16 protein-coding genes are annotated in these 16,475 nt (G+C 65.4%); 3 read left to right on the top strand and 13 right to left on the bottom strand.

The genetic code is table 11. The features are described from left to right. Window positions 1-58: 58 nt before the first annotated feature. The 3 genes from slmA to argB are packed head-to-tail and all read right to left on the bottom strand — an operon-like array spanning window position 59 to window position 2,490. Window positions 59-745, bottom strand: a complete 687-nt coding sequence (gene slmA, locus U5768_RS16720) for a nucleoid occlusion factor SlmA (protein WP_322031522.1) — start codon at window positions 743-745, stop codon at window positions 59-61. A 47-nt stretch (window positions 746-792) separates the two neighbouring features. Then, on the bottom strand, window positions 793-1,539 hold the full coding sequence (locus U5768_RS16715) for a pyrimidine 5'-nucleotidase (protein ID WP_322031521.1): 747 nt from the start codon (window positions 1,537-1,539) through the stop codon (window positions 793-795). Window positions 1,540-1,590: 51 nt separating this feature from the next. Then, window positions 1,591-2,490, bottom strand: coding sequence for an acetylglutamate kinase (gene argB, locus U5768_RS16710; RefSeq protein WP_233878880.1), 900 nt, complete (start codon window positions 2,488-2,490; stop codon window positions 1,591-1,593). A gap of 357 nt (window positions 2,491-2,847) precedes the next feature. Between argB and U5768_RS16705 the strand changes: the two genes are divergently transcribed. Then, window positions 2,848-3,084, top strand: coding sequence for a cysteine-rich CWC family protein (locus U5768_RS16705; RefSeq protein WP_322031520.1), 237 nt, complete (start codon window positions 2,848-2,850; stop codon window positions 3,082-3,084). Here the strand turns inward: U5768_RS16705 and U5768_RS16700 are convergent. After that, window positions 3,074-4,735 (bottom strand): hypothetical protein, encoded by a 1,662-nt coding sequence (locus U5768_RS16700; RefSeq protein WP_322031519.1) that lies wholly within the window; start codon window positions 4,733-4,735, stop codon window positions 3,074-3,076. The genes U5768_RS16705 and U5768_RS16700 overlap by 11 nt on opposite strands. Window positions 4,736-4,852: 117 nt before the next feature. On the opposite strand from U5768_RS16700, the gene U5768_RS16695 reads away from it, so the two are divergent. Both U5768_RS16695 and U5768_RS16690 read left to right on the top strand, forming a co-directional pair. Continuing rightward, window positions 4,853-6,292, top strand: coding sequence for an ATP-binding protein (locus U5768_RS16695; protein ID WP_322031518.1), 1,440 nt, complete (start codon window positions 4,853-4,855; stop codon window positions 6,290-6,292). A gap of 18 nt (window positions 6,293-6,310) precedes the next feature. Continuing rightward, window positions 6,311-6,853 carry a response regulator transcription factor gene (locus tag U5768_RS16690; protein WP_028203192.1) on the top strand — a complete coding sequence of 181 codons (543 nt, stop codon included), beginning with the start codon at window positions 6,311-6,313 and terminating at the stop codon, window positions 6,851-6,853. Window positions 6,854-6,940: 87 nt separating this feature from the next. On the opposite strand, the gene hslU is transcribed toward U5768_RS16690, so the two are convergent. The 9 genes from hslU to U5768_RS16645 all read right to left on the bottom strand — a co-directional run bounded on the left by hslU (window position 6,941) and on the right by U5768_RS16645 (window position 16,423). Further along, a complete protein-coding gene (gene hslU, locus U5768_RS16685) occupies window positions 6,941-8,290 on the bottom strand; it encodes an ATP-dependent protease ATPase subunit HslU (protein WP_322031517.1) in 1,350 nt (449 codons plus the stop codon). Window positions 8,291-8,326: 36 nt separating this feature from the next. Further along, complete coding sequence (hslV, locus tag U5768_RS16680) at window positions 8,327-8,863, bottom strand: ATP-dependent protease subunit HslV (protein WP_158756664.1); 537 nt, start codon at window positions 8,861-8,863, stop codon at window positions 8,327-8,329. A 338-nt stretch (window positions 8,864-9,201) separates the two neighbouring features. Then, window positions 9,202-9,621: an RNA polymerase-binding protein DksA gene (gene dksA, locus U5768_RS16675; protein WP_322031516.1), complete on the bottom strand. Its 420-nt coding sequence runs from the start codon at window positions 9,619-9,621 to the stop codon at window positions 9,202-9,204. 626 nt (window positions 9,622-10,247) lie between these two features. Beyond that, entirely contained in the window at window positions 10,248-11,339 is a 1,092-nt protein-coding gene (locus U5768_RS16670) for a GTP-binding protein (protein ID WP_322031769.1), read from the bottom strand. 220 nt (window positions 11,340-11,559) lie between these two features. Beyond that, complete coding sequence (locus U5768_RS16665) at window positions 11,560-12,774, bottom strand: class I SAM-dependent rRNA methyltransferase (protein WP_322031515.1); 1,215 nt, start codon at window positions 12,772-12,774, stop codon at window positions 11,560-11,562. 60 nt (window positions 12,775-12,834) lie between these two features. Continuing rightward, a complete protein-coding gene (gene xerC, locus U5768_RS16660; protein WP_322031768.1) occupies window positions 12,835-13,737 on the bottom strand; it encodes a tyrosine recombinase XerC in 903 nt (300 codons plus the stop codon). Window positions 13,738-13,793: 56 nt separating this feature from the next. Further along, window positions 13,794-14,477: a DUF484 family protein gene (locus U5768_RS16655; protein ID WP_322031514.1), complete on the bottom strand. Its 684-nt coding sequence runs from the start codon at window positions 14,475-14,477 to the stop codon at window positions 13,794-13,796. 121 nt (window positions 14,478-14,598) lie between these two features. Continuing rightward, complete coding sequence (gene dapF, locus U5768_RS16650; protein ID WP_322031513.1) at window positions 14,599-15,477, bottom strand: diaminopimelate epimerase; 879 nt, start codon at window positions 15,475-15,477, stop codon at window positions 14,599-14,601. A gap of 58 nt (window positions 15,478-15,535) precedes the next feature. After that, complete coding sequence (locus tag U5768_RS16645; protein ID WP_322031512.1) at window positions 15,536-16,423, bottom strand: lipid A biosynthesis lauroyl acyltransferase; 888 nt, start codon at window positions 16,421-16,423, stop codon at window positions 15,536-15,538. Window positions 16,424-16,475 lie beyond the last annotated feature (52 nt).

The following is a 16,475-nucleotide window of genomic DNA, read 5'->3' as shown; positions in this document are numbered from 1 at the left end:
GCGGTTCTCCTTGTGAGCGGCGCGAGCGGCCGCCGCGAAAAAACGCCGCGCGGCCGCGCTATTGAAGAATGATGCGGATCTGCTCGTCGGCGTGCTCGCTCGGGGAACGGGTGAAACCGCTTTGCGCATAGCGATGCCAGCAACCCATCACATAGCGCACGACCAGATTCGCACGGACCGTTGGATCGTATCCCTTGGCGGCGGCCTTCGCGCCGACATGGTCGGACCCTGAAAGTTTGGCGCGCTCGGCCTCTTGCGCGAGATCGACGCGCAGGCACTGGCGCAGCGACGCTTCGACGCGGTCGAGCATCTGGTTCACGCGCTCCGCGAGGCGTTCGTGCTCGCCCACGAGGGCTTCGCACGTGAGTACGCGCGTCATGCCCGCATTGCGCGTGGAAAAGTTGACGAGCATGAGCGCGATGGCGCGCGCCTGCAGAACGCCGCTGGGCTCTTTTTCGACGATCTGGTTGATGAGCCCGAAAAGCGTCTGCTCGATGAAGTCGATCAGGCCCTCGTACATCTGGGCCTTGCTCGCGAAATGGCGATAGAGCGCGGCCTCGGAAACGCCCAGGCGCGCGGCCAGCGCCGCGGTGGTTATCTTCTCGCCGCGCGGCGCTTCGAGCATGGTGGCGAGCGTCTGGAGAATGTGGATACGGCGTTCGCCCGGCTTCGGGCGGGAGGCGCGGCGGGCCGCGCCCGGCGATTCTGCTGCTTCGACTGCGTTACGCGTTTGTGTCGGCTGCATGGATATCGTCCCTGGCGTTGGCCCCTGGGTTCACGCTCCCCCGTTTTTTACTTCGAGCGTCCCGACAGCAGGCCTGGTTTCAGGGATTTTAGCGAACGAATGCGACGATCGACATAGTGAGGCCGGCCCGTGCCCGGCAGATGCGCCGGCAAATGCCCGGTGATCCATACGGTGCGGATGCCAAGGCGCCGGTAACGCTTGAGATGGCTGCGCGTGTCTTCGATCAGGATGGCGTCGGCGAGCGCCACGCCAGCGCGGCGCAGCGTGCCGCGCAGCATCGCGCGGTCGGGTTTGGCGCGCCAGTGGCCACGCGCGCTGCGCATGTTCTCGACGGCGATCACGCGCTCGAACAGCCGCTCGATGCCGAGCGCCGCGAGAACCGCGTGCGCATAGTCCTCGGGGCCGTTGGTGAGGACGATCCGGCGCCCGGGCAGGGCGGCGAGCATGCGGGCGAGGCCGCGCTCGGCGTGCAGCATGCCGTGCAGGTCGTCGAAGGTGTGCACGACCTTGAGGAAGTCGTGCGGATCGATCGGATGATGGCGCGCGAGGCCGAGCAGCGTCGCGCCGTAGCGTTGCGTGTAGCTCACGCGCAGGTGATTGGCTTCGTCGCGGCTCACGCCGAGCGCGTCGATGATGTACTGCGTCATGCCGGCGTTGATGGCCGGAAAGATCGCGCGCGACGCGTTGTGCAGCGTGTTGTCGAGATCGAACAGCCAGGTGGGAGCGCCCGCTGTTCGCGCGACGCGGCGCGGCCGGCGCCGGGCGCGCCTGGCATGGATGCTGGAGTCGGTCATCGCGAACCTGGGGCGCGGCGGCGGCACGGCGCCGCCGCCGGGGAGAGGGATTTAGTGCGAGCGGATCATCGTGCCGAACGGCTGTTCGGTCAGGATTTCCAGCAGCACCGAGTGCTCGATGCGGCCGTCGATGATGTGCACCGAACGCACGCCGCTCTTGGCCGCGTCGAGCGCCGACGAGATCTTCGGCAGCATGCCGCCCGAGATCGTGCCGTCTTCGAAGAGGGCGTCGATCTCGCGCGCCGAGAGGTCTGTGAGCAGGTTGCCCGCCTTGTCCATCACGCCGGGGATGTTCGTCATCATCACGAGCTTTTCGGCGTTGAGCACCACCGCGAGCTTGCCCGCCACGAGGTCGGCGTTGATGTTGTACGAGAGGCCGTCTTCGCCGAAACCGATCGGCGAGATCACCGGAATGAACGCGTCGTCCTGGAGCGCCTTCACGACCGCCGGGTTGATCGCCTCGACTTCGCCCACCTGGCCGATGTCGATGTACTGACCGGGGTTGTCGCGGTCCGGCATCATCAGCTTGCGCGCGTGGATCAGGCCGCCGTCCTTGCCGGTCAGGCCGACCGCGTGGCCGCCGAAGTGGTTGATGAGCGTGACGATGTCCTGCTGCACCTCGCCGCCGAGCACCCACTCGACGACTTCCATGGTTTCCTCGTCGGTCACGCGCATGCCCTGGATGAAGGTGCCTTGCTTGCCGATCTTCTTGAGCGCCGTGTCGATCTGCGGGCCGCCGCCGTGCACGATGACCGGGTTGATGCCCACGAGCTTGAGCAGGATCACGTCGCGCGCGAAGCCCTGCTTGAGCCGCTCTTCGGTCATGGCATTGCCGCCGTATTTGATGACGACGGTCTTGCCGTGATACTGGCGAATGTAAGGCAGCGCTTCGGCCAGAATTTCGGCTTTCAGGGTGGGTGCGATCTGCGAAAGGTCGAGAGGCTCGGACATGGCGGCGGAGACTGGACGTAAATCGGAAAAAACTCGCGGAAAAAACTCGCGGACGAAACTCGTGGACGAAGATCCGCGGACGAAAAGCGCGGCTGCAAAACGGTCGAAACAGGCCGGATTGTACAGGACTGGCGCAGTGCAGCAGGGAAAACGGCGGCGAAAACGGCGCGTACCGGACGGACGGCGAGGCGCATGCGCAACAGGGCGCCGGGGCGGCGGCGGCGTGCCGAAACAGGGCGGAATGCGGGGGCGGAAAGCGGGCGGAACCGCGTGAAAAGCCCGAGCGAAGGGTTGCGCGCCCGGGCTGTGGCATCATCTCTGTGTCGCCAACCCATGGCTTCGAGAGGAGTGCGCGCCATGACCGCCTCCGCCGTGCCCGCCACTGGCGTGAAGAGCGCCCGCTGCCCGCGATGCGGGAACAGCTTCGATTGCGGCAGGAAAACCGAACCCTTCGATTGCTGGTGCAATTCGCTGCCCGCGTTGCCCGCGAGCGAACTCGACCCGCGCGGGCGGTGCCTCTGCCCCGAATGCCTCGTAGCGGCGGCGGCGCCCGCCGTGGGCGCCGCGCCGAAGAACAGCCGCGCTAAGCCTTGACTTGCGCACCGGCTGGCGCGCCGTGCGCGAGCGCCGCGAGATCGGCGCTTACCTCGTCGAGCACGGGCTCCCACTGCCTGAACGTCTTTTGCCGGTAGAGCCGCGTATTCGGATACCACGGGCTGTCGCGGCGATCGAGCAGCCAGACCCAGTGCGGATTCACGTCGAGCAGGACCCAGGTGCGTTTGCCGAGTGCGCCCGCAAGATGGGCGCTCGACGTGCACACGGAAATCACCAGATCGAGCGAGTCGATGAACGCGGCGGTGTCGTCGAAGGTCTTCCACTGCGCGCTGAAATCGCTCACCTCGAAACCGGCCTCGCGCGCTGCGGCGACGTCCTGCTCCGCGCCTGGTTGCAGCGAGTAGAACGCCACGCCCTCGATGCCGCCGAAATGCGTGGCATACCGGTCGAGCCCGACGCGACGAAACGGATTGCGTTTGTGCGTGAGGCTGCCCGTCCATGCGAGGCCGACCTTCAGGCGCTTTTCGCCCGCAAGGCGCTCGCGCCAATGCGCGGTCGCCTCGGGATCGGGCTTGAGATAGCCCGTGGGACCCGGGATCGTCGCTTCCTCGGTGCCGAAGATCAGCGGCAGGCTCAGCAGCGAGACTTCGCAATCGTACGGCGGCAGCGCTTCGACCGGGCCGCCCGCGCAGTACAAATCGCAATGGGCGCCCAGGCTGCGCGCGAGCAGCGCGCCCATCTGCGGGAACGAATTCCAGACGAGCCGGCCGCCTTCGCGATGCACGCGCTCCGCAAGCATCGGCACGTAGCGGCAGAACTGCAGCAGGTCGCCCATGCCCTGTTCGCCCCATACCAGTAACGTGCGGCCCGCGAGCGGCTCGCCTCGCCACTCGGGCTTCGGAAACACCGGGCGCCCCGTGGCAAGTTCGCTCGATCCCTTCCAGCGCAGTTCGTGTCCGGGCCAGCCTTGCGCGTAGTTACCCCGCAGAAGCTGGGTCATCGACAGGTTCACGCGTAGCGATGCGTCGTTGGGCGCATACTGGCAGCCGGCGCGCGCGGCGCGTTCGACCTCGTCCCACTGCTGCGCTTCCTTGCAGGCCATCGCATAGTTGTTGAGGGCGAGCGGGCTTTGCGGCGCGAGTTCGAGCGCGCGGCGGCTTGCCTCGAGCGGACGCGTCGCGTTGGTATCGGTGGGGAACACGCGGGCCAGGTTGATCCAGGCGTTGACGTTGCCGGGTTCCTCCGCAACGGTTTCTTCGAGCAGCGGCCGAATCTCGGGGTTCCCAAAATTGACTTGGATCAAAGCCGTAGCAAGATTGTTGCGCAGATTTGGAAACGTGCGCGCGATCGTCAGCGCATGGCGGTAAGGTTCTACGGCTTCGGCGTGACGGTTTGCAAACTGCAGCGCGAGACCCGCGGCGAACCACGCGGCGGCACGGTTCGGGGCGAGCCGGGCGATCGCGGCGCTTATGCGCACGGCTTCTTCCGCCAGAGCGCCATCCTTGGCGCAGGCGGCGATGAGCATGAGGGTGTCGTCGTCGACGCTGCGTAGCGAAGCGCGCGTGGCGGCCAGCAACGCGTGTGCGGGCGCATCGGCTGTCTCGTTGGCCCCGCCGGCGGCCGCCGCGTCGATGAACCGGAGAAAAAGATCGCGCACGGGTTGGAGCGCGCCGGGAAGCGAGGTCTGCATGAGTCCTTCTAGCTTGTCAGAAAGCGCCGAAATAAATGTGGTCGGCGGATGACATAGATTGAAGCAAACCTTTTCAAGATAATGAATCAGACAAGTCTTAACCGGTAAACTGACAGCATGCATCGCATAACCGTCAGTGCTCGCGTCAATCTCAGCCACCTGTTCTGGCTGCGCAGCCTCGCCATCATCGGCCAGCTCTGTACGATCGCGTTCGTGCAACTCTTTATCGGCGTGCAGTTGCCGCTGCCCGCCATGCTGTTCGTGATCGCCATGGAGGTCGCGTTCAACGGCGTGACCTGGCTGCGCGTCACGCAGGATCGTCCCGAATCGAATCTCGAACTGTTCGGCCAGCTTTGGGTCGATCTCGGCGCGCTTTCCGCGCTACTCTTTCTTTCCGGCGGCACGACCAATCCGTTCGTCTCGCTTTATCTGCCTTCGCTCGCCATCGCCGCCGCCGTGCTGCCGTGGTATCTCACCGCGTGGCTCGCGGCATTCGCCGTGGCCTGCTACGTGCTGCTCGGCTTCGACAGCGTGCCGCTTAATCTCGACAACCCCGCCAACCTGTTCGACTACTATCGCGCGGGCATGTGGGTGAACTTCATGGTGAGCGTGTGCCTGATCGTGTGGTTCGTCGCGCGTATGTCGCGCGCGCTGCGCCAGCGCGACACCGCGCTCGGCGACGCGCAGCAGCGCCTGTTGCGCGACGAGCGCGCCGTGGCGCTGGGCGTGCAGGCCGCCACGGTGGCCCACGAGATCGGCACGCCGCTTTCGACCATCGCCATGCTCACCGAGGAACTGCGCGACGTCGCGCGCACGGACAAGGGCCTCGCACCGTATTGCGCCGACCTCGAACTGCTCGACAAGCAGATCTCGCTTTGCACTTCCGCGCTTGCGCGCCTCAGGAGCCGCGCGTCTTCCACGGGGGCGCGCCAGGCCGTGGGCGAATGGCTTGGGCCGTTCGTCGAGCAATGGCGTCTGCGCCATCCGCACGTGAAGTTCGAACTCCTTGGCAATGGACCGAGCGACTTCGCCCTCGACGACGCCGTCGCGGTCGGTCAGATCCTCACCATCCTGCTCGACAACGCCGCGCGCGCCAGCCGCGATTTCGTGACCTTGCGCGCCTATGTGGCCGCGCGGGCGGGTTACGTCGATTTCGAAGTCTGCGATGCGGGGCCCGGCATTCCGTCGTCGCTGCGCGCTTCGCTTGGCGCGGCTCCCGTGGACAGCACGCAGGGCGGTCACGGCGTCGGGCTTTACCTCGCGTTTTCGTCGGCGGCGCGGCTTGGCGGCTCGATCGAGCTAAACGACGTCACGCCGCCCGGCAGCGCGTCGGGCGAAGTGAGCGGCGCGGACGACGAGACTTCGGCAGGCAATGCAACCGGCAGCGTGACGCGCCGCGCGCGCGGCACGCGTGCGGTGCTGCGCTTGCCGGCGAAGCCGGTCAAGGCGGGTGAGGCGGGTCAGGTGAACCCCGCGGCGGCGGCGCGAGAAGGCGCAGCGTCCGCAGGTTCGGAGATTGGATCAGGCGAGGGGCCGGGCCGGCCCGACGCCGCGTAACAACACGGAGAAATAGGCATGAGCGATATGAGTTTTCTGGTCATCGACGACGACGAAGTGTTCTCCGACATCCTCACGCGCGGCCTCACGCGGCGCGGCTTCGAGGTGAAGCAGGCGCACAATGCGGAAGAGGCGATTCGTTTCGCCAACCAGCAGAAGTTCTCGCAGATCACCGTGGACCTGCATCTCGGCAACGATTCAGGCCTGTCGCTCATCGCGCCGCTTCGCGAACTGCAGCCCGACGCGCGCATGCTCGTGCTCACGGGCTACGCGAGCATCGCCACGGCGGTGCAGGCCGTGAAGGACGGCGCGGACAATTATCTGGCCAAGCCCGCGAACGTCGAGATGATTCTCTCTGCACTCCAAAGCGATGCGAGCGCCATGCAGGCCGAAGAGGCCATCGAGCACCCGGCGCCGCTTTCCGTCGCGCGCCTCGAATGGGAGCACATCCAGCGCGTGCTGGCCGAGCACAACGGCAACATCTCGGCCACGGCGCGCGCGCTCAACATGCATCGGCGCACGCTGCAGCGCAAGCTCGCGAAGCGCCCGGTGCGCCAGTAAGCGTCAGTAAGCGCCAGTAAGCGCGAACGGCGCGGCAAAAGAAAAGGGACCTCGCGAGGTCCCTTTTTCCTGCGTGTTGCGCCGCGCTTAAAGCACGTAGCGCGACAGGTCTTCGTCCTGCGCCACTTCGCCGAGCGCCTTGTCGACGTAGGCCGCGTCAATGGTCACGCTCTTGCCCGCGTGATTGCCCGCCGCGAACGACACGTCTTCCAGCAGCTTTTCGATCACCGTGTAGAGACGGCGCGCGCCGATGTTCTCGGTCTTCTCGTTCACGGAGAAGGCGATTTCCGCGAGGCGGCGAATGCCGTCTTCGGCGAAATCGAGCTGCACGTCTTCGGTCGCGAGCAGCGCCTGATACTGCTTCACGAGGCTCGCATCGGTTGCGACCAGAATCGCTTCGAAGTCCTTAACGGAGAGCGAGTCGAGTTCCACGCGAATCGGGAAGCGGCCCTGCAGTTCGGGGATCAGATCGCTCGGTTTCGAGAGATGGAACGCGCCGCTCGCGATGAACAGGATGTGATCGGTCTTCACCATCCCGTACTTCGTGTTGATGGTCGTGCCTTCCACGAGCGGCAGCAGGTCGCGCTGCACGCCCTGGCGCGAAACCTCGCCGCCACTGCCTTCGTTGTTGCGCGAGGCGATCTTGTCGATTTCGTCGAGGAACACGATGCCGTTCTGTTCGACGTTCTGCACGGCCCTGGTCTTGACCTCTTCGTCGTTGAGCATCTTCGACGCTTCTTCGTCGGTGAGGACCTTGAGCGCTTCCTTCACCTTGAGCTTGCGGCGCATTTTCTTGCCGCCGCCGAGATTGGCGAACATCGAGCGGATCTGCTCGGTCATGTCTTCCATGCCCGGCGGCCCCATGATGTCCATGCCCGCCTGCGGCTGTTCGACGTCAAGCTCGATTTCCTTGTCGTCGAGGTGGCCTTCGCGCAGGCGCTTGCGGAAGGTCTGGCGCGTGGCGTTGTCCGCGCCTTCGGCGTGGCTCGACGCATCCGACGAACCGAAGCCCACGGGACGCGCGCTGGGCAGCAGGATGTCGAGAATGCGGTCCTCGGCCTGGTCGGTGGCCTTGCTGCGCACCTTGCGCATTTCGGTTTCGCGCGTCTGCTTCACCGAGATCTCGATGAGGTCGCGCACGATGCTGTCCACGTCGCGGCCCACGTAGCCCACTTCGGTGAACTTGGTCGCTTCGATCTTGATGAACGGTGCGTCCGCGAGCTTGGCCAGACGCCGCGCGATCTCCGTCTTGCCGACGCCCGTCGGCCCGATCATGAGAATGTTCTTCGGCGTGATTTCCTGGCGCAGCGGCTCGGCGACCTGCTGGCGGCGCCAGCGGTTGCGCAGCGCGACGGCCACGGCTTTCTTCGCGTTCGCCTGGCCGATGATGTGCTTGTCGAGTTCCGAGACGATCTCGGCGGGGGTCATGGTGCTCATCCTGATTCCTTCTCGTCTGTCCGGCGGTTTCGCGAGTTATTCGATGGTTTCGATCACGCGGTTGTGATTCGTGTAGATACACATGTCGCCCGCGATCTCGAGCGACTTTTCGACGATCTCGCGCGGCGAGAGTTCGGTGTTGTCGACGAGCGCTTTCGCTGCGGCCTGGGCGTACGATCCGCCCGAACCGATCGCGCAGATGCCGCCTTCGGGGTCGAGCACGTCGCCGTTGCCGGTGATCACGAGCGTCGTGGTCGCGTCGGCGGCGATCAGCATGGCTTCGAGGCGGCGCAGCATGCGGTCGGTGCGCCAGTCCTTGGCGAGTTCGACGGCGGCGCGCGTGAGGTTGCCCTGATGCTTTTCGAGCTTGGCTTCGAAGCGGTCGAGCAGCGAGAACGCGTCGGCGGTGCCGCCGGCGAAGCCGACCATGACCTTGCCGCCGTAAATGCGACGGACCTTCTTCGCGCCACCCTTCATGACGATGTTGCCGAGCGTGACCTGGCCGTCGCCGCCGAGCGCGACCTTGTCGCCGCGCCGCACGGATACGATCGTCGTGCCGTGAAATTGCTCCATGTGCGTTCCTTTTTACCGTTGATGCCGGGTTGGATGCGTAGGTGGAATGCCTGCCGCTTTCGGGAGGGCGCAGCGTGGGCGCCGCTGCCCAGAATCCGGATGCGTTGCGCGCGCCTTGGGGCGCGCGGCGAGCGCATATCACCTGGAGTTTAGGGCGTCGCGGGGCATATCAAGAGCCGCGGGCGCAGAAAACGGCGGGGCGGCCGGACGGGTAAAGGAGAAAAAAGGGAGAAAAAAGCGGCGCGCGCAAAAGAAAAAAGCGCACGGGGCTCCGTGCGCTTCGACAGGGAAGGCAAGTCGCTAGCCGCGCATGCTGCGCTTCGCGGCCAGAAAAAAGCTCAATCGCCGAACAGCTTCTGGCGCAGTTCGCGGCGCTCTTGCGCTTCGAGCGAGAGCGTGGCGGTGGGGCGCGCGAGCAGGCGGGGGATGCCGATCGGCTCGCCCGTTTCCTCGCACCAGCCGTAGTCGCCGGAATCGATGCGCGCGAGCGATTGCTGGACCTTCTTGAGCAGCTTGCGCTCTCGGTCGCGCGTGCGCAGTTCGAGCGCATGCTCTTCTTCGATCGTCGCGCGGTCGGCGGGATCGGGAACGATCACGGTTTCGCGCAGATTCTCAGTGGTCTGGCCCGCATTGCGGAGGATTTCCGCCTGCAACTGTTCGAGCCGGTTCTTGAAGAAGGCGAGCTGATCCTCGTTCATGTAATCCTTGTCGCCCATCTTCAGGATTTCGGCTTCGGTCAAGAGTCGTTTCGTCGTCATCTGGCTTGCTTCTTCAATGAGTGAGGCAAAACTGGCACATCTTGCCTGCACTTTTGTGTTGCCCGCAGTGGCCGCGGTGGCCAATTCCAGCCTTTACCACTTTGCCAGGCGCAGTTACCGCGCCGTTATTGCGCGCTGGCGGGCACGGACGATGAACTGTCGTGACGCCCGAAGCGCCGCTGCGGGGCCGAACTCCTCTGGAAACCGGTCTTCAGATGCTCCTGAGGCATATATCGTACCGACTGCGCGCTGCGACCGTTGCGCTGCCGGCGGGGCGTCCCGCGGGGGAAATCCGGGGCACCTCTCTTCCAGTGGGGCCGTATTGTAACCGAACCGCAAACTCGCGCTGCAAGCGGGAAATCCCTGCTTTGGCTCGCCTGTCGCCAGGCCGTCCGCGAACCGGTCGATATCCAGAAAATATAACGCGCCAATCGTGAAAAAGCGATGGTCGGGTACGTTATTTGACGCCCGAACCGGCAAGAGATCCCGGCGCAGGCCGCAAACGGAGCACCAACGCCCGTTCGGGCGCGCAAAGCGCAGACGAAATGCAGACAAAAACGCCCGGCTGCGGGCCGGGCGTTTATCTGAAAAATAGGCGAAAGTGCCTAAAAAACGGGAGGATTCCGTCAGGCGAGGCAGGCGTCGAGGCCGTCGGTGATGAGGTCCTGCGGCAGTTCGATGCCGATGAACACCATCTTGCTGCTCTTTTTCTCGATGGGCAGCCACTTGGCGGCCAGATCGCTGCCCATCATCTGGTGCACGCCCTGGAACACCACCTTGCGATCCACGCCCTTCATGTAGAGCACTCCTTTGTAGCGCAAGAGACGCTCGCCATAGATCTGCAGAATGCCGCCGAGGAAGTCTTCCAGGCGGTTCGGATCGAACGGGCGGTCGCTGCGGTAGACGAACGACTTGATCTTGTCGTCGTGGTGCGCGTGATGGTGGTGGCCGTGATCGTGGCCTTCGTGCGTGCACTTGCCATGATCGTGATCGCAATCGGCGTGGTCGTGATCATGCGCGTGGTCGTGCCCGTGCGCATGGTCGTGATGATCGTGATCGTGCTCGTCTTCGGCGAGGAAGTCCGGGTCGATTTCGAGCTTGGCGTTCAGGTTGAAGCCGCGCAGATCGAACACTTCCTTGATGTCGGCCTCGCCGAAATTCACCTGGCGGATCTGCGCCTTCGGGTTCATGTGCAGCACCCGATGCCGCAGGTCGGCGAGTTCCTTTTCGTCGACGAGATCGGCCTTCGTGATGAAGAGGCGGTCGGCGAAACCGACCTGACGCTGCACCACTTCGTGCTCGTCGAGCTGATGGTTGCCGTGCTTGGCGTCCACGAGCGTGATGATTGCGTCGAGCAGGAATTCGTCGGCGATCTCGTTATCCATGAAGAAGGTCTGCGCGACCGGGCCCGGATTGGCGAGACCCGTGGTTTCGATCACCACACGGTCGAAGTCGAGCTTGCCGTCGCGCTTTTGCTGCGCGAGGTCGCCGAGCACGCGCGCGAGGTCGCCGCGGATCGTGCAGCAGATGCAGCCGTTGCTCATCTGGATGATCTGCTCGGTGCTGTCCTGCACGAGGATCTCGTTGTCGATGTTCTCTTCGCCGAACTCGTTCTCGATCACGGCGATCTTCATGCCGTGCTTCTCGTTCAGGATGCGCTTGAGCAGCGTGGTTTTGCCGCTGCCGAGAAAGCCGGTCAGGATAGTGACGGGAATCATGCTGGTTGCCATGCTGTCTGCCTGGTAGATGTTCGAGGGGTACGTTCAGGCGCGCCGCTTCGTGCTGTCGCTGCCTTCGAGTGTTACAACATAACTTCCTATTGAAGCATATCTGCGCCGCGCCCGCATGGCGCGGTCTGCGCGAGGCCGAATCGGGGCGCGAACGCGTGGGCGCGAAGGCGCTGAGCCGCGCCGCCGAAACGGTTCAAATCGGGCCGTCTCAGGCGATTTGCAATAGCAGGCCCTTCAGATATTCCCCTTCCGGGAATGCCGTGAGCAGCGGATGATCCACGCCCGCGCCCAGACGCTTGAGGATGCGCGCATCGACCCTGGCGTCGGCGGCGGCGCCCGCCACGATCTTCTGGAACAGCGCCGAATCGATCGCGCCCGAGCACGAATACGTGAACAGCAGGCCGCCCGGACGCAGCAGCTTGAACCCCGTGAGGTTGATGTCCTTGTAGGCGCGCGCGGCGCGGTCCACGTGCTCGCGCGAGGCCGCGAATTTGGGCGGATCGAGCACGATGAGATCGAAGCGCTCGCCTTCGTCGTAAAGGCGGCGCAGCGTCTTGAACGCATCGGCGTCGAGCCACGTGGCGAGCGCCGCGTCGAAGCCGTTCGCCTCCACGTTCTTCTGCGCCGTGGCGAGCGCCTCGCCCGACGAATCGATCGACACCACGCGCTTCGCGCCGCCCTTCATGGCCGCGAGCGAGAAGCCGCCGGTGTAGCAGAAGCAGTTGAGCACCTCGCGCTCGCGCGCACAGGTTTGCACGAGCGCGCGGTTGTCGCGCTGATCGACGTAAAAGCCGGTCTTGTGGCCGTTGCGCACGTCGACGTGATAGCGCACGCCGTTTTCGCTCGTGATGATCGTTGCGGGCGGCTCGTCGCCGGCGAGCAGGCCGGTGATCTGTTCGAGCCCTTCCTTCTCGCGTATCGAAACGTCCGAGCGCTCGTACACGTTCGGGCAGCCCGTCGCCGAGGTGAGCGCGGCCACGATCGCTTCCTTCCATGCCTCGACGCCCGCCGCCATGAACTGGCACACGAGCTGGCCGCGGCCGCTTTGGGCACCCTCGCCATCGTCCGCGATGTAGTGATCGACGATCAGTCCCGGCAAGCCGTCGGCCTCGCCGAAGATGAGGCGCACCGCGCCCGTGCCGCTCACCATCGCGCGGCGGTCGGCCACGGCGCGCTGCACGCGGCGCTTGAAGAACGCGTGGTCGATCGGCTCGTTCTCGTCGAAGCTCCACACGCGCGCGCGGATCTGCGAATGCGGGCTGTAGGCGGCGCGCGCGAGAAAGCGGCCGTCCGCCGCGCGCACGATGACGGTCGCGCCGGGCGCGGGCTTGCCTTCCACCCGGTCGATCGCATTCGCGTAGACCCACGGATGGCGGCGCTGCAGGGATTTTTCTTTGGACGGCTTGAGGGTGACGATATTCATGATGGATTCAATGGGTCGCGGCACGTATGTCGCGCGAGGTTGCGCGCGTGCCGTGGCGTATCAGTCGCGCTTCTTCGCGCGCGGATGCGCGGTGTCGTAAACCTTCGCGAGATGCTGAAAGTCGAGCGACGTATAGACCTGGGTGGCCGAGATGCTCGCGTGGCCGAGCAGTTCCTGCACCGCGCGCAGGTCGCCGCTCGACTGCAGCAGATGCGTGGCGAACGAGTGCCGCAGCACGTGCGGATGGACGTTCGCCGGAATGCCCGCCGCGATGGCGGCGCGCTTCACGCGCTCGCGCACCACGCCCGGCGCCATGCGGTTGCCGCGCACGGAGAGAAAGAGCGGGGCGTCGTCGTGCTTCACGAAAGCGCCGCGGGCGGCGAGCCAGGCGTCGAGCGCGTCCAGCGCCTTGCGCCCGACCGGCACCATGCGGTGGCGGTTGCCCTTGCCGAGCACTTCGACTTCTGCCGCGTCGCGCTTGAGCCAGCCCGCCGATTCGTAGCCGTCGCGCTTCACGTAGCGCACGTCGAGCCCGACGAGTTCCGCAAGACGCAGCCCCGACGAGTAGAACAGCTCGAGCATCGCGCGGTCGCGCAACGCCTCGGGGCCGCCTTCTTGCGCGCCGGCGATGGCGGGCGCTTCCATGAGATGCGCGGCGTCGTCGACGGACAGCGCCTTCGGCAGCGTTTTGGCGCGCTTGGGCGCACGCACGGCGGCCACGGGATTCGCATCCATTTCGATACGGCCCGCGAGCCAGCGGTAGAAGGCGCGCCAGGCCGAGAGCCGGTGCGCGATGGAGCGCGCCGAGAGGCCGCCCGCATGCGAGCGCGCCACCGCGCCGCGCACTTGCGCGGGCGTGATGGTTTCGAGCGGCTTGCCGCCCGCGAGCTTCTTCAGCTCGTCGAGTTCATGCGTGTAGCCGCGCAGCGTGTGCTCCGAGAGCCGCCGCTCGTGTTCGAGCATCGCGAGGTAGTCGGCGATCGGATCGGTCGGGTTCACGGTGCGCGGCCTGGGCGGCGTCAGTGCGGCAGCAGGCGCGAGAGCGCCGCGCTCGCGAGTGCGCCGATCTGCGTGAGAAAGTCGGTGGCCATGCCTTCGTGGAAGCGGCGCGGGTCGGGCGAACCCATCACCAGCAGGCCGAAGGCGTCGCCTCCGGGCGCGTCGTTCGAGGCCACGGCGGGCACGCGCAGCGCGATGATCGCGACCGATTCGGCGGCGCCGTCGGCCGGGTCGAGCCACTGCGCGGCCTCGAAGCCGGTGTTCGCGCCGCAGTACGGCGTGTCGAGACTATTCGCGAAGATGCGCACTTCCTCGCCGGTATGGCGCGCGAAATCGGCCTGCCCGTAGCCTTCGGCCACGTCCCACACGCGCAGCGCCGCTTGCGGCATGTCGAACACGTCGCGCAGATTTTGCGTGATCGAGCGCGGCAGGGCGTACGGATCGCGCTCGGCGATCATGCGCGTGGTCCAGCGGTTGAACTTCGCGGCGATGGAATCGTTCTCGTGGCCGTAGCGCAGCAGCTCCGAGAGACGCCGTTCGAGATGCTTGTTCTTCTCGCGCAGCATTTCCATCTGCCGCTCCTGCAGGGAGACGGCGGCCTTGCCGTGCGGATTGCCCAGCTTGATCGTCGCGAGCAGTTCGGCGTGCTCAACGAAAAAATCGGGGTGGGCTAGCAGATAGTCGGCAACTTCGCGATCGTTCATGTTGTGGACGCGTTGTAGTTGTGAGGCGCGCACGTCGGCGCGCGGTCTGTCATGCGGTTGAGCGCTTTTGCGTTCGGGTGCGGTGCGACGCTCTCTCGTCGCAAGGCTAAAGGCGCGAGCGCTAGTCGGCCAGTTCGATCTCGCCTTCGAACACCGTAGTGGCCGGGCCCGCCATGGTGAGCGCGGCGGATTCGTCGCGCGCGCCGTCCCAGGCAATGGTCAGCACGCCGCCGTGGGTATGCACCTTCACGGGCGTGTCGAGCAGGCCGCGGCGAATGCCCGCCGCAACGGCCGCGCACGCGCCGGTGCCGCACGCGAGCGTTTCGCCCGCGCCGCGCTCGAATACGCGCAGCTTCACTTCGCGGCGCGAGACGATCTGCATGAAGCCGGCGTTCACCTTGTTCGGGAAGCGCGCGTGCGTTTCGATGAGCGGGCCTTCCGCTTTCACCGGGTACGCTTCGACGTCTTCGACGACCTGCACCGCGTGCGGATTGCCCATCGAGACGACCGAGACCCAGCGCCGGGCGCCACGCATTTCGCCACTGAGGTCGAGCGGCCAAAGCGTGTCGTTGCCTTCGCGGCGGCCTTCCAGACCGTTCGCGTCGAAGGGCACGCGCGCGGGTTCGAACTCGGGGCGGTCCATGTCGACGACGACTTCACCGTTTTCCTGCACGACGAGCGTGATCGTGCCCTTCTGCACCTGCACGCGCACGCGGTTCGAATCGGTGAGCTTGCGGTCGCGCACGAATTTCACGAAGCAGCGCGCGCCATTGCCGCAGTGCTCGACCTCGCCGCCATCGCAATTGAAGATGCGATAACGGAAGTCCACGCCATCCACGGTCGGCTTCTCAACGATCAGCAACTGGTCCGCGCCGATGCCGAAGTGGCGGTCGGCGAGCGCGCGCACGCGCTCGGGCGTGAGCGCGAGGTCCTGGCTGTAGCCGTCGAGCACGACGAAGTCGTTGCCCGCGCCGTGCATCTTGGTGAATTTGAGTTTCATGCCGTCATTGTAAGCGAGGCCCGGGCGAAAACCCGGGCCTCGATCGTGTGCGCAGCGCTCAACTGTAGACGCTCGGCTCACCCGGCGGCCGCGTCTTGAAGCGCTTGTGGACCCAGTAGTACTGCTCGGGAATGCGCGGAATCTGTTCTTCGAGAAAAGCGTTCATGCGGCGCGCGTCGAGGTCGTCGTCGCCGGTCGGATAATTTTCCCAAGGTTTGAACACCTTCAGCCGATAACCCTTGTAATTGGGCAACACCTCGCCGATGAACGGCACGACCTGCGCATGACCCACTTTCGCCAGACGGCCGACGGCGGTAAGCGTGCACGCCGGCACGCCGAAGAAGGGCACGAACGTGGAATTGCGCATGCCGTAGTCCATATCGGCGCCGAGCATTACGGGCTTTTTATCGCGCAGCCAGCGCAGCACGGCGCGCGCGCTGTCCGCGCGGCTTACCATTTCCGCGCCGAAACGGCTGCGTCCCGCCTTCGCCGCGGCCTCGAATTCGGGGTTCGAAAACGGCTGGTAGAGCGAGCCGCAAGGCCGGTGCAGCGAATAATTGAGGAACATGGAGCCCGCCTCGATGCCCACGAAATGCAGGCCGAGGAAGAGCGTAGGCGGCAGGTTCGGATCGGTGAGATCGATCTCGCTGTCCAGTTCGACGATTTTTTCGAGCTTTTCCGCCGAGGCGAACCATTGCACGCTGCGCTCCAGGTAGCTGCGAATGGCGTGACGGAAATGCTCCCCCGCGACTTCCTCGCGCTTTTCTTCGCTCCACTCGGGAAAGCACAGGCGCAAGTTCGTATGAACCACGCGCTTGCGGCGGCTCGGGATCTTGTAGAGCAGCCAGCCGAGGCCGTCGCCCAGACGCGCGACGAAGCCATAGGGCATGATCGCGAACAGCTTGAGCAAGCCGATGGCGAAACGGGAGCCGAGTTTGCCTAGCATGCGGCAACTCCGCGGCAAGGCTTGCGAACTGTGGGGAAGGCGACGGACGGCA

The sequence above is a fragment of the Paraburkholderia sp. J76 genome, assembly GCF_905220295.1.
Classification (GTDB): domain Bacteria; phylum Pseudomonadota; class Gammaproteobacteria; order Burkholderiales; family Burkholderiaceae; genus Paraburkholderia.
This window is presented reverse-complemented; position numbering and strand designations above follow the sequence as displayed.

What these genes read in the sequence shown, in the direction of transcription:
- U5768_RS16705 (WP_322031520.1), top strand. Translation starts at nt 2,848, where the DNA reads ATGACCGCCTCCGCCGTGCCCGCCACTGGCGTGAAGAGCGCCCGCTGC.
- hslU (WP_322031517.1), bottom strand. Translation starts at nt 8,290, where the DNA reads ATGAGCACCATGACCCCCGCCGAGATCGTCTCGGAACTCGACAAGCAC.
- dksA (WP_322031516.1), bottom strand. Translation starts at nt 9,621, where the DNA reads ATGACGACGAAACGACTCTTGACCGAAGCCGAAATCCTGAAGATGGGC.
- argB (WP_233878880.1), bottom strand. Translation starts at nt 2,490, where the DNA reads ATGTCCGAGCCTCTCGACCTTTCGCAGATCGCACCCACCCTGAAAGCC.
- dapF (WP_322031513.1), bottom strand. Translation starts at nt 15,477, where the DNA reads ATGAAACTCAAATTCACCAAGATGCACGGCGCGGGCAACGACTTCGTC.
- U5768_RS16700 (WP_322031519.1), bottom strand. Translation starts at nt 4,735, where the DNA reads ATGCAGACCTCGCTTCCCGGCGCGCTCCAACCCGTGCGCGATCTTTTT.
- U5768_RS16645 (WP_322031512.1), bottom strand. Translation starts at nt 16,423, where the DNA reads ATGCTAGGCAAACTCGGCTCCCGTTTCGCCATCGGCTTGCTCAAGCTG.
- U5768_RS16655 (WP_322031514.1), bottom strand. Translation starts at nt 14,477, where the DNA reads ATGAACGATCGCGAAGTTGCCGACTATCTGCTAGCCCACCCCGATTTT.
- U5768_RS16670 (WP_322031769.1), bottom strand. Translation starts at nt 11,339, where the DNA reads ATGATTCCCGTCACTATCCTGACCGGCTTTCTCGGCAGCGGCAAAACC.
- slmA (WP_322031522.1), bottom strand. Translation starts at nt 745, where the DNA reads ATGCAGCCGACACAAACGCGTAACGCAGTCGAAGCAGCAGAATCGCCG.
- xerC (WP_322031768.1), bottom strand. Translation starts at nt 13,737, where the DNA reads ATGCTCGAACACGAGCGGCGGCTCTCGGAGCACACGCTGCGCGGCTAC.
- hslV (WP_158756664.1), bottom strand. Translation starts at nt 8,863, where the DNA reads ATGGAGCAATTTCACGGCACGACGATCGTATCCGTGCGGCGCGGCGAC.
- U5768_RS16715 (WP_322031521.1), bottom strand. Translation starts at nt 1,539, where the DNA reads ATGACCGACTCCAGCATCCATGCCAGGCGCGCCCGGCGCCGGCCGCGC.
- U5768_RS16665 (WP_322031515.1), bottom strand. Translation starts at nt 12,774, where the DNA reads ATGAATATCGTCACCCTCAAGCCGTCCAAAGAAAAATCCCTGCAGCGC.
- U5768_RS16690 (WP_028203192.1), top strand. Translation starts at nt 6,311, where the DNA reads ATGAGCGATATGAGTTTTCTGGTCATCGACGACGACGAAGTGTTCTCC.
- U5768_RS16695 (WP_322031518.1), top strand. Translation starts at nt 4,853, where the DNA reads ATGCATCGCATAACCGTCAGTGCTCGCGTCAATCTCAGCCACCTGTTC.